At 47.6% G+C, this 15189-nt stretch carries 17 protein-coding genes and 2 rRNA genes (1 of these 19 cut by a window edge); 18 read left to right on the top strand and 1 reads right to left on the bottom strand.

Features of this window, described 5'->3' with window-relative positions:
* The 11 genes from BV910_RS00240 to rsmI form a co-directional block, all read left to right on the top strand.
* A 23S ribosomal RNA gene (locus tag BV910_RS00240) occupies window positions 1–988 on the top strand (it extends 1926 nt beyond the left edge of the window).
* 55 nt (window positions 989–1043) lie between these two features.
* Window positions 1044–1160: ribosomal RNA gene (gene rrf / locus BV910_RS00235) — 5S ribosomal RNA — on the top strand.
* 72 nt (window positions 1161–1232) lie between these two features.
* Window positions 1233–2651 (top strand): aminotransferase class I/II-fold pyridoxal phosphate-dependent enzyme, encoded by a 1419-nt coding sequence (locus BV910_RS00230; RefSeq protein WP_078145939.1) that lies wholly within the window; start codon window positions 1233–1235, stop codon window positions 2649–2651.
* A 3-nt stretch (window positions 2652–2654) separates the two neighbouring features.
* A complete protein-coding gene (gene tmk / locus BV910_RS00225; protein ID WP_078145938.1) occupies window positions 2655–3293 on the top strand; it encodes a dTMP kinase in 639 nt (212 codons plus the stop codon).
* On the top strand, window positions 3293–3622 hold the full coding sequence (locus tag BV910_RS00220) for a cyclic-di-AMP receptor (RefSeq protein ID WP_031421800.1): 330 nt from the start codon (window positions 3293–3295) through the stop codon (window positions 3620–3622). The genes tmk and BV910_RS00220 overlap by 1 nt, the downstream gene beginning before the upstream one ends.
* Before the next feature lie 14 nt (window positions 3623–3636).
* The gene (locus BV910_RS00215) at window positions 3637–4629 is read left to right on the top strand and encodes a DNA polymerase III subunit delta' (protein ID WP_078145937.1); all 993 of its coding nucleotides are present in this window, start codon (window positions 3637–3639) and stop codon (window positions 4627–4629) included.
* Window positions 4630–4635: 6 nt separating this feature from the next.
* A complete protein-coding gene (locus BV910_RS00210) occupies window positions 4636–5466 on the top strand; it encodes a PSP1 domain-containing protein (protein WP_074035285.1) in 831 nt (276 codons plus the stop codon).
* Between the two features lie 23 nt (window positions 5467–5489).
* On the top strand, window positions 5490–5825 hold the full coding sequence (yabA, locus tag BV910_RS00205; RefSeq protein ID WP_012727746.1) for a DNA replication initiation control protein YabA: 336 nt from the start codon (window positions 5490–5492) through the stop codon (window positions 5823–5825).
* 60 nt (window positions 5826–5885) lie between these two features.
* Entirely contained in the window at window positions 5886–6623 is a 738-nt protein-coding gene (locus tag BV910_RS00200; protein WP_078145936.1) for a tRNA1(Val) (adenine(37)-N6)-methyltransferase, read from the top strand.
* On the top strand, window positions 6616–6894 hold the full coding sequence (locus BV910_RS00195) for a GIY-YIG nuclease family protein (RefSeq protein ID WP_012727744.1): 279 nt from the start codon (window positions 6616–6618) through the stop codon (window positions 6892–6894). The genes BV910_RS00200 and BV910_RS00195 overlap by 8 nt, the downstream gene beginning before the upstream one ends.
* On the top strand, window positions 6866–7735 hold the full coding sequence (gene rsmI / locus BV910_RS00190) for a 16S rRNA (cytidine(1402)-2'-O)-methyltransferase (protein WP_078145935.1): 870 nt from the start codon (window positions 6866–6868) through the stop codon (window positions 7733–7735). The genes BV910_RS00195 and rsmI overlap by 29 nt, the downstream gene beginning before the upstream one ends.
* A gap of 16 nt (window positions 7736–7751) precedes the next feature.
* Here rsmI and BV910_RS00185 read toward each other — a convergent pair whose 3' ends face one another.
* Window positions 7752–8045 (bottom strand): transition state genes transcriptional regulator AbrB, encoded by a 294-nt coding sequence (locus BV910_RS00185; RefSeq protein WP_012727742.1) that lies wholly within the window; start codon window positions 8043–8045, stop codon window positions 7752–7754.
* 331 nt (window positions 8046–8376) lie between these two features.
* On the opposite strand from BV910_RS00185, the gene metG reads away from it, so the two are divergent.
* The 7 genes from metG (at window position 8377) to ispE (ending at window position 15157) form a co-directional block, all read left to right on the top strand.
* Window positions 8377–10338 (top strand): methionine--tRNA ligase, encoded by a 1962-nt coding sequence (gene metG / locus BV910_RS00180; RefSeq protein ID WP_078145934.1) that lies wholly within the window; start codon window positions 8377–8379, stop codon window positions 10336–10338.
* A gap of 51 nt (window positions 10339–10389) precedes the next feature.
* Window positions 10390–11157 (top strand): TatD family hydrolase, encoded by a 768-nt coding sequence (locus tag BV910_RS00175; RefSeq protein ID WP_078145933.1) that lies wholly within the window; start codon window positions 10390–10392, stop codon window positions 11155–11157.
* On the top strand, window positions 11154–12446 hold the full coding sequence (locus tag BV910_RS00170; protein ID WP_078145932.1) for a 3D domain-containing protein: 1293 nt from the start codon (window positions 11154–11156) through the stop codon (window positions 12444–12446). Before BV910_RS00175 ends, BV910_RS00170 begins: the two co-directional genes overlap by 4 nt.
* Window positions 12439–12999 (top strand): ribonuclease M5, encoded by a 561-nt coding sequence (gene rnmV / locus BV910_RS00165; protein ID WP_074035294.1) that lies wholly within the window; start codon window positions 12439–12441, stop codon window positions 12997–12999. Before BV910_RS00170 ends, rnmV begins: the two co-directional genes overlap by 8 nt.
* On the top strand, window positions 12996–13874 hold the full coding sequence (gene rsmA, locus BV910_RS00160) for a 16S rRNA (adenine(1518)-N(6)/adenine(1519)-N(6))-dimethyltransferase RsmA (protein ID WP_012727737.1): 879 nt from the start codon (window positions 12996–12998) through the stop codon (window positions 13872–13874). Before rnmV ends, rsmA begins: the two co-directional genes overlap by 4 nt.
* 82 nt (window positions 13875–13956) lie before the next feature.
* On the top strand, window positions 13957–14193 hold the full coding sequence (locus tag BV910_RS00155) for a Veg family protein (RefSeq protein WP_012727736.1): 237 nt from the start codon (window positions 13957–13959) through the stop codon (window positions 14191–14193).
* Window positions 14194–14293: 100 nt separating this feature from the next.
* Window positions 14294–15157, top strand: coding sequence for a 4-(cytidine 5'-diphospho)-2-C-methyl-D-erythritol kinase (gene ispE, locus BV910_RS00150; RefSeq protein ID WP_168169881.1), 864 nt, complete (start codon window positions 14294–14296; stop codon window positions 15155–15157).
* The last annotated feature ends 32 nt before the right edge of the window (window positions 15158–15189 follow it).

Raw genomic sequence — 15189 nt, 5'->3', positions numbered from 1 at the left:
AACTATAACGGTCCTAAGGTAGCGAAATTCCTTGTCGGGTAAGTTCCGACCCGCACGAAAGGCGTAACGATTTGGGCACTGTCTCAACGAGAGACCCGGTGAAATCATAGTACCTGTGAAGATGCAGGTTACCCGCGACAGGACGGAAAGACCCCATGGAGCTTTACTACAGCCTGATATTGAGGCTTTGTACGCGATGTACAGGATAGGTGGGAGTTTGTGAAGCCGGAGCGCCAGCTTCGGTGGAGACACCCTTGGGATACCACCCTTTGCGTATAGAGTCTCTAACTCGCAGCCGTGATCCGGCTGGAGGACCGTGTCAGGCGGGTAGTTTGACTGGGGCGGTCGCCTCCTAAACAGTAACGGAGGCGCCCAAAGGTTCCCTCAGAATGGTTGGAAATCATTCGAAGAGTGCAAAGGCAGAAGGGAGCTTGACTGCGAGACCTACAAGTCGAGCAGGGACGAAAGTCGGGCTTAGTGATCCGGTGGTTCCGCATGGAAGGGCCATCGCTCAACGGATAAAAGCTACCCTGGGGATAACAGGCTGATCTCCCCCAAGAGTCCACATCGACGGGGAGGTTTGGCACCTCGATGTCGGCTCATCGCATCCTGGGGCTGGAGTAGGTCCCAAGGGTTGGGCTGTTCGCCCATTAAAGCGGTACGCGAGCTGGGTTCAGAACGTCGTGAGACAGTTCGGTCCCTATCCGTCGTGGGCGCAGGAAATTTGAGGAGAGCTGTCCTTAGTACGAGAGGACCGGGATGGACGCACCGCTGGTGTACCAGTTGTTCCGCCAGGAGCACCGCTGGGTAGCTACGTGCGGACGGGATAAGTGCTGAAAGCATCTAAGCATGAAGCCCCCTCCGAGATGAGATTTCCCTTTGAGCAATCAAGAAAGACCCCTCAGAGACGATGAGGTAGATAGGTCATGGGTGGAAGCGTGGCGACACGTGGAGCTGAATGATACTAATCGGTCGAGGCTTTGATCTAGTCTAATGGTTTGTGTTGATGAATCCTCAGTTTTCAGGGAACAAGCCCTGTAAAGTCTGGTGGCGATAGCGAGACGGCCACACCTGTTCCCATGCCGAACACAGAAGTTAAGCGTCTCAGCGCCGAAAGTAGTTGGGGGATCTCCCCCTGTGAGGATAGGACGTTGCCAGGCCAACGCAGAAGACGATCAAGCATATGCTTGATCGTCTTTTTTCATATTTTTATAGTTTAGGAGGAATAACAGATGGCTCCTGCTCGGGAAAATCCGTTTACATTTTTAGAGGTTCTGGAACAGCATGTTCGCGAGCACCGCGTCTCTTTCCACGTACCTGGTCATCATAACGGTACGGTGATGGATGATCGCTTACCTGATGCATTCGTAAAGGTCATGCCTTACGACTTGACCGAGCTAGCGCATTTAGATGATTTGCACGATGCCTCGGGAATCATCGAGCAAGCAGAATGTGCATTGGGTAAGTTGTATGAGAGTAAAAGTAAATGGCTTGTCAACGGATCGACTGCGGGAAATTGGAGTATGCTCGCGGCAACAGTGAAACGTGGTGAACGGGTATATGTTCAACGGAACTCACATAAATCGGTTTGGAACGCAATCGAATGGTTAGGATTAAAGCCAGTCTTACTAACACCTACCATTGAACGTGGCACAGGCATTCCGACTGTCGTGACATTAGATACGATCGAACAGGCCATTCAAGAATTTCCTGGAGGGAAAGCCGTCATGTTGACGTCTCCGACCTATTACGGGGATATGGCAGACATTCGAACGATTTCGGACTATTTGACATCATTCGACATTCCATTGCTCGTCGATGAGGCACACGGCGCTCATTTGATTCATCCACAGTTGCCACGTCGCTCTGCAATCTTCGAAGGAGCAAGCGCAGTCGTGCAGTCCGCTCATAAAACGTTGCCTGCCCTCACTATGGGGGCTTGGGTTCACTATAAAGATCATATCGATGAAGTGCGCTTGAAGCATGCATTATCTTCTTTTCAGACTTCGAGTCCGTCTTATCTCGTCATGGCTTCATTGGATTATGCTCGTTCTTATCTAGAACGTTTAACGGATGAGGAATGGTCCGCAATCCAAAAAAGCCATGCACAATTTGTTCTTGAATTAAAACGAGCTGGTTTTGTTGTAAAAGTCGGAGATGACTTTACGAAAGTGACGATTCTGACTTATCCGAAGAATGGATTGATCTTTAGTCAGCATCTCGCCTCAATCGGCATAGACATCGAGTTGGCGGCAGTCGATCATGTGTTATTCTGCTTGCCATTCAGGGAAATAAAGAAACAGGAAATCGAACATTGGATCAAATTAATAAAAAAAGCATCTACCCATGTGCCGATCATTGAAGACGATGAAACGATCTTTCCCTTCCCACAAACCGAGCGCGTGTCTGAACTCTATACGTCAGAAACAGCTTTTCCAATGCAGCGAGTTCTGTTCGACCAAGCAATCGGATTGATTTCAGCAGAGACGGTGATTCCATATCCACCAGGTATTCCATGGATTCTAAAAGGAGAGCGGATTACAGAAGAAAAAATCCGGGTGCTCCGGGAATGGATTTCTTTAGGGAGGAAGCTTCAAGCTAGTAAGCATGTTATGATAGAGCAAATTGACGTTATTGTAGAGGAGTTTTAAAACGTGAGCGGAATGTTTATTACGGTTGAAGGACCGGATGGATCAGGAAAGTCCACACAGCTTCAATTATTAGTAGAAAACTTAAAACAAAAAGGATATGACATCGTCGTGACCCGAGAACCTGGAGGAACAACGGTCGGGAATCAGATTCGCGAAGTGTTATTGTCTCCCGATCATCATGAGATGACACCACGCGTGGAGATGATGCTCTATGCCGCATCACGGGCTCAGAACGTGGAACAAGTGATTCGGCCAGCGTTAGAGCGGGGCGCCATTGTTCTCTGCGACCGGTTCATCGATGCATCCATTGCTTATCAAGGATATGGATTGCAGTATGACCTTGATCAGATTCGGTCATTGAATGAATGGGCGACGAATGGTCTCACGCCCGATTTAACCTTTTTATTCGATTTGAATCCGGAACGGGCGAGTGCACGTATGAAAGATCGGGGACAGCTTGATCGGATCGAGAGTCGTGATCATGCATTCCATGAGCGTGTCTATGCAGGATTCCAAACGTTACTGAAACAGTATCCAGAACGCATCGTTCGGATTGATGCCGATCAATCGATTGAATGCATTCAAGATGAGGTACTTGACTATACGATCGAACGACTACAACAAGGAGGCGTACAAAAATGATGAAAATGGTAATTGCAATCGTACATGATAAGGATAGCGCACGTTTGTCCGACGCACTCGTCGAGCAAGATTTCCGCGCGACAAAGTTAGCCACGACGGGTGGATTTTTAAAAGAAGGTAATACAACGTTTATGATGGGGATTCCACAAGAGCGTCTTGATGATTTGATGGACGTGATTCAATCGAACTGCTCGAGCCGCGACCAAATGATCACGCCGATTTCACCGATGGGAGGACATGCGGATTCGTATATTCCTTACCCAGTCGAAGTACAAGTCGGAGGGGCGACGGTATTCGTCTTGCCGATCGAAGGATTCCATCAGTTTTAATGGGAGTTGGGCATATGCGTTTTCAAGAATTGAGCGAGTCGCAAACTGTCGTTTCTCGCATCATTCAAAATTCAATCGTTTCGAATAAAGTGGGGCATGCGTATATCTTCTCAGGAGATTATGAGCCTTATTTGATTGATACAGCCACATTGTTCGCCAAAGCCTTATTTTGTGAATCACCAGATGGTGCAGAGCCTTGTGGAGTGTGTCGAAACTGTCGGCGTATGGATTCTAAAAACATTGTCGACTACATCGAAGTGGAGCCGGACGGTGCGAGTATAAAAAAAGAACAGATTCAGCAATTGCTCAGTGATTTATCACTACGAGGTGCTGAAGGTGATCGCCAAGTGTACGTCATTCATCAAGCGCACAAGATGACGACTCAAGCGGCGAACAGTCTATTGAAGTTCTTTGAAGAACCGGGTGTAGGTAAGCTTGCTATTTTAGTGACGACACAACCACAGTTGCTTCTTCCGACGATTCGTTCGCGTGCGCAACAACTTGCTTTTCGTCCAATCGACCGAGCTCAGTTGGCGCAAACAATGTCAGAAGAACTGTCCTGTACGTATGATTTGGCATACCTTGCCTTGACCGTTTATCCGAAATGGGATGACGCGAAAGAGGCACTTGAGCAGGAGTGGTTTGTACAGGCGTACGGGCTAGTGGTACAATTAATTGAAGTATTGACGAAACGACCTCAAGAGTTGCTCTTGTTCGCACAAGAAAAATGGTTAGGGCATTTCAAAGGACGGAATGAGTTGCGAGTCGGTCTTGAATTATTCGAACATTGGCTGGAGGAGGCACTTCATTTAAAAGTGCGAGATATGTATGCTCCGAAGCTATTTAAGAATGAGGCCGCCTTGTACAACGCATTTATCCAAAATCGATCTGTCACGAAGCTTACACATGCGATTGAAAGTGTACATGCGGCCATTTGGCGACTTGAGGCAAACGTCAATCCTCAATTAACGTTCGAACGACTTTCGTTCGATTTGCAGAAAGGATAGAAGCGCGTGCTTGAAGTAGTTGGAGTCCGTTTTAAAGAAGCGGGAAAAATCTATTACTTTTCACCAGGCGATGCAACGCTTAAACGTGGGGACCATGTCATCGTTGAAACGGTACGTGGCATTGAGTATGGGGAAATCGTCCAAGTCAACAAGCAGCTCGGCGAAGACGAAGTCGTCCTGCCGTTGAAGACAATCCTTCGTGTCGCGGACCAAAAGGATGCGGATATCGTACGCGATAATCGACTGGCAGCCGTTGATGCTCACGCCGTCTGTGAAGAAAAAATTCGAGAACATCAATTAGAAATGAAGCTAGTTGATGTTGAGTATACATTTGATCGCAATAAAGTGATCTTTTATTTTACTGCCGAGGGTCGCGTCGACTTTCGAGAATTGGTAAAAGACTTAGCTAGTGTGTTTCGGACACGAATCGAGCTCCGACAAATCGGTGTTCGTGATGAAGCGAAACTCCTTAGCGGGATTGGGCCATGTGGTCGGGTTCTTTGCTGCTCGTCATTTCTTGGGGAATTCGAACCGGTCTCGATCAAAATGGCCAAAGACCAGAATCTCTCGTTGAATCCGAATAAGATCTCTGGAGTATGTGGTCGTCTGATGTGCTGTTTGAAATATGAGAATGACACATATGAAGAACTGAAACGTGATTTACCAGACGTCGGCAAGCGAATCAAAATTCCAGAAGGTGATGGTCGGGTAATCGGTCTTAACATTTTGGACCAACTCATTCAAGTTGAGCTCCACGATCGGACGCGTGTCGTCACATATACGATTGATGAACTCGTTGAAGTGGGTGCGATTAAACGAAAACCGTCAAAACAGTGATGGGGTGCTGAGCAGTGGAAAGAATGGACAAAAAAGAAGTAATGATGCGGGTGGATGCGATCGAGCAACAGATGCAGCTCCTCACCGAACATTTAGGCGTGTTAAAAGAGCAGCTCGCTTATTTGCTTGAAGAGAACCAGCATATGTATCTAGAGAATCATCACTTACGCGAAAAAGTCGAACAATTGGCAGAAGTTGATACGACAAATGGTGATTCACAAATCGCATTGTCTGGGAAAGGGCAGAACAATTTGGCTGCGCTGTATCAAGAAGGATTCCACATTTGTAACCTCCATTACGGACAGGTACGAAAAGATGGGGACTGTCTCTTCTGTTTGTCGATGCTCAATAAACATTAATACGGGGCGATAGATAGGGGTTCCCTATCCGTCGCCTTTCTTTTATAGAAGGAGGAAACGATGGTAACGGTTAAGGATGGAGAACGCCTTGATGATTTGCTCGGACGTCCAGGTAAAATCATTCAAAGTGATGATGTGTTCTCATTTTCATTAGATGCGGTACTGCTTGCAGAGTTTGTATGGGTGCCTATCCAAAAAGGACAACTGGTCGATTTGTGTGCTGGCACCGGGGCAATCCCGCTCTTTTTGTCATATCGTACAAAAGGAACGATAACAGGTGTGGAGATTCAATCGAAACTGGTCGACATGGCGAATCGAAGCATGGCGGTCAATCGTCTTGAAGAGCGAATTCGAGTGGTGGAGGGCGATGTGAAAACGGCAGCGACGCAGCTCGGGCATGCACGATATGACGTAGTCACATGTAACCCGCCCTACTTTTTAGCGAACGAGACGTCACTCCGAAATCAAAATGAGCATCATACGATTGCGCGCCATGAAGTGCTGTGCACGTTAGAAGATTGCATCAAGACGGCCAGTCAACTCGTCAAACCGGGAGGGAAAGTGGCGTTCGTGCATCGGCCAGAACGTTTACTGGATATCCTGACGTTGATGCGTGCGTATCGAATTGAACCAAAACGAATGCAACTCGTTTACCCGAAAGCGGGACGCGAGGCGAATACCTTATTAATCGAGGGATCGAAAGATGGAAAAGCAGGTCTTAAAATTTTACCGCCATTTGTTGTCTATGAAGAAGACGATACGTATACAGAAGCGATGCGAGCTATTCTCGATGCCTAAACATTATACGTACATCTTGGAATGCGGTGATGGAACGTACTACACGGGCTATACGACAGACGTGGAAAAACGACTCCTTGCACATAATGCCGGGAAAGGTGCGAAATATACGAAAGCCCGTCTCCCTGTACGACTTCGGTACGTACAATCGTTTGAGACGAAGCGGGAGGCCATGCGATACGAATGGTCCATCAAGCAATTGACCCGAGCACAAAAAGAGAAGTTGATGGAGGGGACGACCAATGAATTCACAGAAGAGCTATCAAACTGAACAACCGACGTTGTATGTCGTGCCGACCCCAATTGGGAACTTGGAGGATATGACGTATCGCGCGGTACGGACCCTTCAGGAAGTAGACTTAATCGCAGCGGAAGACACACGACAAACGATGAAGCTTTGCCGACACTTTGACATTGCGACAAAATTGATTAGCTATCATGAACATAATAAAGAAGTGAGTGGTCCAAGACTGATTGACGATCTGTTGTCCGGAAAATCGATTGCCGTTGTCTCAGATGCAGGTATGCCTGGAATTTCAGACCCGGGAAGCGATCTCGTGCGATTAGCCATTGAGGCAAACATCCCGGTTGTCGTCTTACCCGGCGCGAATGCAGCACTTACGGCACTCGTCGCATCCGGTCTTGCAACTGAACGTTTTCTCTATTACGGTTTCTTGCCGCGTAAGAAGAAGGATCGGGTTGAGATTCTCGAATCGATTCAATACGAACCTGGCACCGTTATTTTTTATGAGGCTCCTCATCGTTTGAAAGAGATGTTGACAGCGATTCGACAAGTGTTCGGGAATCGACAAATCGTATTAGGTCGTGAACTGACAAAAACGTTTGAAGAGTTTTTGAGAGGAACTGTGGATGAGGCGTTGACATGGTGTGAGGGTGAAGTGCGTGGTGAGTTTGTCGTCTTGGTGAGTGGAGCGACAGAGGCGGCACCTACGACAACATGGTGGGAAACACTATCTGCATACGAGCACGTGGTTCACTATATCGAAGAAGGGCTGAAACCAAACGCGGCAATCAAACAGACTGCGAAAGACCGCGGCGAGTCTCGGAATGATGTATACGATACGTATCATCAATTGCATAAAAAAGAGTAAGCAAGGAAATCCTTGCTTACTCTTCGCTGTAGTAATTTTCGAGCATGTTCTTCAACTCAACGAGAACACGTTGTGCACCTTCTGGTGACAAGATGAGTTTGCCGTCTGCCAATTTGAAGTTATCATCTGATACTTCGCCTGTAACTTGGCAAGTCATGTTTGGCTTATATTTTTTCAAAACGATTTGATCGTTGTCGACGTAAATTTCGAGAGCATCTTTCTCTGCAATACCGAGTGTACGACGCAATTCGATTGGAATAACGACACGACCAAGCTCATCAACCTTACGTACAATACCTGTAGATTTCATTTTGTGTTTCCTCCTCCAATGATGTCGAAATCTCGTGGTGACATGAATCGTCAAAATTCGACAATGTGACTACAGCAAAAAGCATACTAAACTTTCCAATTGTAGTCAACTGCTTACTATCTGGAAAAGTAAATTTTCGAAATTTGTCGAATCAAGAACGATATATACCTAAATTTCCCCGTAAGTTTGAACTTGAAACAAAGAAAGGGTATTTTTGGAATATTTATGACGAAGAAAACGCAAAAAAATTCCAAACAATTAGGTTTGGAAATTCTTTTGTCGAACCGTGTATAATGGAAATTGCATATGTCGAAAGGATGGAGAATAAATCATGGCGAAGCCGACTTTTTATATTACAACCCCAATTTATTATCCGAGTGCAAAACTGCACATCGGTCACGCATATACCACGGTAGCAGGTGATGCGATTGCGCGCTACAAACGCTTAAAAGGGTTTGACGTCCGTTATTTGACCGGAACGGATGAGCACGGTCAAAAGATTCAAGAAAAAGCGAAAGAGGCAGGCGTGACGCCACAAGCTTTCGTGGATGAAGTCGTGGAAGAGATCAAGGTCTTATGGGACCGTCTCGAAATTTCGTACGATGACTACATCCGTACGACAGAGGACCGCCATAAGAAAGTGGTCGAGCATGTTTTTGAGACATTACTTAAAAATGGGGACATCTACCTCGGTGAGTACGAAGGATGGTATTCCGTACCGGATGAGACGTACTACACTGAATCGCAGCTCGTCGATGGAAAAAGTCCTGACAGCGGACATCCGGTCGAGCTCGTTCGTGAGGAGTGCTACTTCTTCCGCCTCAGCAAATACGCGGACCGCTTGATTGAATATTTTGAGTCACATCCTGATTTTATTTTGCCAGAATCTCGTAAAACCGAGATGATCAATAACTTCTTAAAGCCGGGTCTTCAAGATTTGGCTGTATCACGCACGACGTTTGATTGGGGCGTCCAAGTCCCATCGAACCCGAAGCACGTCGTGTACGTATGGGTCGATGCGCTCACAAACTATATCTCATCACTCGGATACGGTACAGACAACGATGAACTCTTCAACCGTTACTGGCCAGCAGACGTTCATTTGGTAGGGAAAGAAATCGTACGTTTCCATACGATCATTTGGCCAGCCCTCTTAATGGCGCTTGATCTTCCATTACCGAAGCAAGTATTTGCGCACGGATGGTTGCTCATGAAGGATGGGAAGATGTCGAAATCGAAAGGGAACGTCGTGGACCCGATCCCATTGATTGATCGTTACGGCCTCGACTCGGTCCGCTATTACCTTCTCCGTGAAGTTCCATTCGGAGCGGATGGCACGTTCACGCCGGAAGCGTTCGTTGACCGCTTGAACTTTGATTTAGCGAACGACCTCGGAAACTTATTGAATCGCACCATTGCGATGATTAAAAAGTACTTCGACGGAAATATTCCGGCATATAACGGAAATGTCACGGCATTTGATGCAGAATTGTTGAACGTGGTGAAAGAGACGACACGCAAAACAGAAGAAGCCATGGAGCACATGGAGTTTTCGGTCGCACTCACAAACATTTGGCAACTCGTCAGCCGTGCGAATAAATATATCGATGAGACACAACCATGGGTTCTCGTGAAAGAGGAGTCGAAGCGCGAGGAGCTGGCTTCTGTCATGACACATCTTGCGGGCGTACTTCGTCATGTTGCCATCATGATTCAACCATTCATGACGCGCGCTCCAAAAGAGATGTTCCGTCAGCTCGGACTCGAGGGAGAGGACATGTCATGGGAGGCGTTGGATACATTCGCAGACTTTAGCAATGCGGTCGTGACGGACGGGACACCGATTTTCCCACGTCGTGATGTGAAAGAAGAAGTCGATGCAATCCAAGAAATGATGCGTCAGGCGTCTAAAGCACGGATTGAAGAGACGGAGACGGCATCAGTAGAAGAAGCTGACGAAGACATTCGTCCTGAAATCACGATTGATGTCTTCGACCAAGTCGAATTCCGTGTCGGTCAAATCGTCGAAGCCGATAAGATTAAAAAAGCGAAGAAACTGTTGAAACTTCAAGTCGACCTTGGGAAAGAGACACGTCAAATCGTGTCTGGTATCGCTGAATGGTATGCCCCTGAAGATTTGGTTGGCAAGAAAGTCATCGTTGTCGCAAACTTGAAACCAGTCAAGCTCCGTGGAGAACTCTCGCAAGGGATGATTCTAGCGGCGGATCGTGACGGGAAACTCGAGCTCGCGACGGTCTCAGACCAGATGCCGAACGGTGCCATCGTCAAATAATGGAATGGGGGAGACCGCGGTCTCCCTCTCTTTTTCTAAGGAGGAAACAAGATGTTGATTGATACACATACGCACATCAATGCGGAACAGTTCAGTGAAGACGTGGAGGAGACAATTGTGCGAGCGAGAGAAGCGGGCGTTTCTCCGTTACTCGTCGTCGGATTTGATACACCGACCATCGATCGAGCCATTGAACTGGCGGAAACGTACGAAGATATCTATGCCATTGTCGGATGGCATCCTGTCGATGCGATTGACTGTACGGATGCGGATTTAGCACGAATCGAAACACTCATGAGTCATCCGAAAGTCATGGCACTCGGTGAAATCGGACTCGATTATCATTGGGACAAATCACCGAAAGATATGCAACAACGCCTTTTCCGTCAACAAATCGCCATTGCCAAACGGACGAATATGCCGATTGTCATTCATAACCGAGAAGCAACGGCAGATGTCCTTCATATTTTAGAAGAAGAGCATGCCGAGGAAGTCGGTGGTGTGTTCCATAGTTACAGCATGTCTGTCGAACTCTTGCCTCGTTGTTTAGACTTGAACTTCTATATTTCGTTAGGAGGACCGGTCACGTTCAAAAATGCGAAGGTTCCGAAGTTGGTGGCGCAAGAAGTGCCGCTGGATCGTCTGCTTGTCGAGACGGATTGCCCGTACTTGACCCCAACACCGTTCCGGGGAAAACGTAACGAACCAGCATACGTCAAATACGTAGCTGAAGAGATCGCCACCCTTCGCGATATGCCGTACGATGAGCTCGCTGCAGCCACGACAGCCAACGCGAAGAAGTTGTTCCGACTCCCATGATCAAGCGTGTATTAGCGAGTATCGGTATTATTGCGACGGCTTCTGTGGCGTACGTGATGTTACAACCTGAATCGATTCGAATCGTCGATGACGGTGTGGTGATCGAGCATGAAACACGAGCTGACTCGGTTCTCGAGGTGCTTGAAGAGTTAAATATCACACTAGATGAATCAGATTATGTCACACCGGCGCTCAGTGAGGATGTACCGGACGACCGCTTGATTCGGATTGAGCGTTCACACGAGGTTTCGCTCCAGATTGGCTACGGTCAAACGGAGACAGTGCAGACGCGCGAGCGGACCGTAGAGGATGTCTTACTGCGATACGGAGTCACGGTACGGGACGGAGATACGGTGTATCCATCGGTCCGTACACCGGTGACGAATGGGATGACGATTCGATATCAACCGGTCGTGGCCGTGAATCTCATTGTCGGTCAAGAGGCGTTGACCATTTATACAATGGCTACGGATGTGGAGCAACTCTTAATGGAAGAGAACATCGATGTGACGGAAAGTGATACGGTCATGCCGGCTCCTTCCACACCGATCCGAGAAGGGTTGACGATTACGGTCAATACGAATCGTGATGTCGTTCAATATGAGAGTGAGTTGATTCCGTTTGAAGTGGTTGAGGAAGAGGATGACACGCTCGAAGAAGGTGTGAAGCAAATGGTGCAGGTCGGGGTTCCTGGACTTGAACGGACAAGGTATGCACTTACTGTGGAAAATGGTACAATTACAAATCGTACGAAAACAGATGTCGAGACATTGCGTAAAACGATGCCGCAGATTATCAAAGTGGGAACGAAGAAAGTCACGGAACCGGTAACCGACGCTGAGTCGACGACCGCGGATGAATCGAGCCCATTCATTCCGGAAGCTGAAGTCGAGATTGCCGAACCGCCGAAAACAGATGACGTACTTGATTTTTCATCCGCAAAACAATTGCTTGTGGAAGCGACCGCTTATACGAACAATCCGGAAGACACGGTGACGTATGACGGACGCGTGCTGACAAGAAGCGGATATGATGTGACCGACACGATTTTGTATGAAGGCATGCGCATCATCGCCGTCGACCCTGCCATCATTCCACTCGGGACTCGCGTGTATGTCGAGGGAATCGGTATGGCGATTGCTTTGGATACAGGAAGTGCAATCAAAGGGCAAAAAATCGATATCATGATGGATGAAAAGGAAGAGGCCGTAACGTTTGGTCGTAAACCACTCACCATCTGGGTGATTCCAAAGCAGGAAGAAGAGAAAGAAGGATCAGACAATGCGTGAGAAAATACAAGAAATTATCGTCGTAGAAGGGCGTGACGACACGGCGCGACTTCAAGAAGTGTTCGACGTCGATACGATTGAAACGAACGGGTCTGCCGTATCCGATCAGACGATTGAACGAATCCGTCGTGCTCAGGAGAAGCGCGGGGTCATCATTTTGACGGACCCAGATTATCCAGGAGATCGTATTCGGGCGATTGTCGAGGAACGCGTCAAAGGATGTAAGCACGCACACTTGCCTCGGGCCGAGGCGAAGGACAAGCGTGGGAAAATCGGTGTGGAACATGCGAGTCCGGAGTCACTTCGCCGTGTCTTAGGAGCAGTGTTTGAACCGCGTGTCGAAACGGACCAACCAATCGTCACACGGAAAATGGTGTTGGAGGCGGATTTAATCGGTGGAGCAGCGGCCGCGACGCGTCGGAAGCGACTCGGGGTGTTGCTTCGAATCGGTGAGCCGAATGCCAAACAATTTGTAAAACGGGTCGAGGCGCTCGGCGTCACGATCGAAGAGTGGGAGCAGGCACTTGCTCAATTAGAGGAGGAACAGGGTTGAAAGACATTGCAACAATCCAACGAACGAAAGCGATTTTAGAGCGACATGGGTTTTCATTCAAAAAATCGCTCGGTCAAAACTTTTTAATCGATTTGAACATCTTGAGTAAAATTGTCGGAGCAGCAGAACTGAGTGAAGTGAGTGGTGTCCTTGAAATCGGTCCCGGAATCGGCTCATTGACCGAACAATCGGCCAAGCGTGCCAAAAAGGTCGTTGCGCTTGAAATCGACCAACGTCTTTTGCCGATTTTAGATGATACGATGTCGCCTTATCCGCATGTGAAAGTCATCCATGGGGATGCATTGGAACTGGACTTACGGGAGATCGTGGAGCAAGAATTTTTAAACGAAGGTATTGAAGATATTTCGGTTGTCGCCAACTTACCTTACTACGTCACGACACCAATCATCATGCGTTTGCTTGAGAGCGGCGTTAAGTTCCGCTCGCTCGTCATGATGATTCAAAAAGAAGTGGCAGAACGGATTGGAGCAAAACCAGGCACGAAAGCATACGGTTCGCTATCGATTGCGATTCAGTATTATGCGGAAGCAGAAGTCAGTTTCATCGTGCCGAAAAACGTGTTCATCCCAGCACCGAACGTCGATTCGGCCGTCATTACACTACGAATGCGTAAAGAACCGGCCGTACAAGTGAAAGACGAAGCATTTTTCTTTGATGTGGCCCGAGCAAGCTTCGCTCAGCGCCGTAAAACCATCCTGAACAATTTGACAAACTATATCGGGAAAGAACATAAGGTCGAACTCGAACGTTCGCTTCACGAGGCTGGAATCGATCCGAAACGTCGTGGAGAGACGTTAAGCCTAGAAGAATTCGCACGTTTGTCTGACACAATTTTACCACTTAAAAATAGTTGACGACCTGAAAACGAGTCGTTATAATATTAATCTTTATTTTCATATTCAATTATGCTATACTTGTAACAGTGAGGTGAAGCGTATGCCAAAGACGTTACAAGAAATCAGACAAAAACTCGAATCGCATGTTGGTGAACGATTGACGTTGAAAGCAAACGGCGGTCGTAAGAAAGTTGTTACTCGGTTTGGAACGCTCGTTGAGACATATCCTGCGGTGTTCGTTGTGAAATTGGATGAAGACCTGCATAATGTGGAACGTGTCTCGTATAGCTACGCTGATGTCCTAACGGATACAGTTAAAATTGAATTCGGTAATTGATTTATAAATGAGGGGCGGATGCATTGGCAGCTGCTTCTTTTTTTGTGCGCCCGTTTACGGTACAATGGCGAACAGGAGACAAATGGGAAGGGTGAACGTGATGCGCACGATCAGTGTGAAAGCGCCGGCAAAAATTAATTTGACACTTGATGTCCTTGGAAAGCGTCCGGACGGCTATCATGAAGTAGAAATGGTAATGACGACAGTCGACTTGGCAGATCGCTTGGAGTTGACAGTTTTAGAGTCGGATGAGATTCGGATTCAATCAGAACACGCCTATGTGCCGAATGATCATCGGAATTTGGCGTATCGAGCAGCAGAATTGTTGCGCGAACGTTTTAACATTCAGCAAGGGGTCGAGATTGTGCTCGATAAACAGATTCCCGTGGCAGCTGGCCTTGCAGGTGGCTCGAGTGATGCGGCGGCAACGCTCCGTGGGATGAACGAACTGTTTTCATTGAACTTGTCATTAGAGGAGCTAGCAGAGCTCGGTGCCGAGATCGGATCGGACGTGTCGTTTTGTGTCATCGGTGGCACAGCCATTGCAAGAGGTCGTGGTGAACAGTTAGAAATGATTCCGTCCCCGCCACCGTGCTATGTCGTTCTCGGTAAACCGAAAATTGGGGTATCGACGGCAGATGTGTATCGGGCAGTGCGTATGGAAGAGGTATATCATCCTGATACCGATGCCATGGTGGAGGCGATTCGTCAAAAAGATTTTCATGGAATCTGTGAACACCTTGGGAACTCACTTGAGAGTGTGACACTCAAGCTGCACCCGGAAGTGAAACAAATCAAAGAAACGATGCGTCATTGCGGAGCGGAAGGTGTTCTCATGAGTGGAAGCGGACCGACCGTGTTTGCGCTGATTGAACACGAGCAAAAAGCGCATCGAATCTATAATGGATTGAAAGGATTTTGCCCAGAAGTGTTCGTCGTTCGGATTCTCGGCAAAAGACATTGAACAAAAACGAATGAAAGTGATATATTCTCAAT

The sequence above is a fragment of the Exiguobacterium sp. HVEsp1 genome, assembly GCF_002009685.1.
GTDB classification, from domain to species: domain Bacteria; phylum Bacillota; class Bacilli; order Exiguobacteriales; family Exiguobacteriaceae; genus Exiguobacterium; species Exiguobacterium profundum.
Note: the sequence above shows the minus strand (reverse complement) of the source record. Positions and strands in the feature narration are given on the sequence as shown.

Coding starts and splice junctions, on each gene's coding strand:
- BV910_RS00230 (WP_078145939.1), top strand. CDS start 1,233: ATGGCTCCTGCTCGGGAAAATCCGTTTACATTTTTAGAGGTTCTGGAA.
- BV910_RS00220 (WP_031421800.1), top strand. CDS start 3,293: ATGAAAATGGTAATTGCAATCGTACATGATAAGGATAGCGCACGTTTG.
- BV910_RS00215 (WP_078145937.1), top strand. CDS start 3,637: ATGCGTTTTCAAGAATTGAGCGAGTCGCAAACTGTCGTTTCTCGCATC.
- yabA (WP_012727746.1), top strand. CDS start 5,490: ATGGACAAAAAAGAAGTAATGATGCGGGTGGATGCGATCGAGCAACAG.
- BV910_RS00200 (WP_078145936.1), top strand. CDS start 5,886: ATGGTAACGGTTAAGGATGGAGAACGCCTTGATGATTTGCTCGGACGT.
- BV910_RS00195 (WP_012727744.1), top strand. CDS start 6,616: ATGCCTAAACATTATACGTACATCTTGGAATGCGGTGATGGAACGTAC.
- rsmI (WP_078145935.1), top strand. CDS start 6,866: ATGAATTCACAGAAGAGCTATCAAACTGAACAACCGACGTTGTATGTC.
- BV910_RS00185 (WP_012727742.1), bottom strand. CDS start 8,045: ATGAAATCTACAGGTATTGTACGTAAGGTTGATGAGCTTGGTCGTGTC.
- metG (WP_078145934.1), top strand. CDS start 8,377: ATGGCGAAGCCGACTTTTTATATTACAACCCCAATTTATTATCCGAGT.
- BV910_RS00175 (WP_078145933.1), top strand. CDS start 10,390: ATGTTGATTGATACACATACGCACATCAATGCGGAACAGTTCAGTGAA.
- BV910_RS00170 (WP_078145932.1), top strand. CDS start 11,154: ATGATCAAGCGTGTATTAGCGAGTATCGGTATTATTGCGACGGCTTCT.
- rnmV (WP_074035294.1), top strand. CDS start 12,439: ATGCGTGAGAAAATACAAGAAATTATCGTCGTAGAAGGGCGTGACGAC.
- BV910_RS00155 (WP_012727736.1), top strand. CDS start 13,957: ATGCCAAAGACGTTACAAGAAATCAGACAAAAACTCGAATCGCATGTT.
- ispE (WP_168169881.1), top strand. CDS start 14,294: ATGCGCACGATCAGTGTGAAAGCGCCGGCAAAAATTAATTTGACACTT.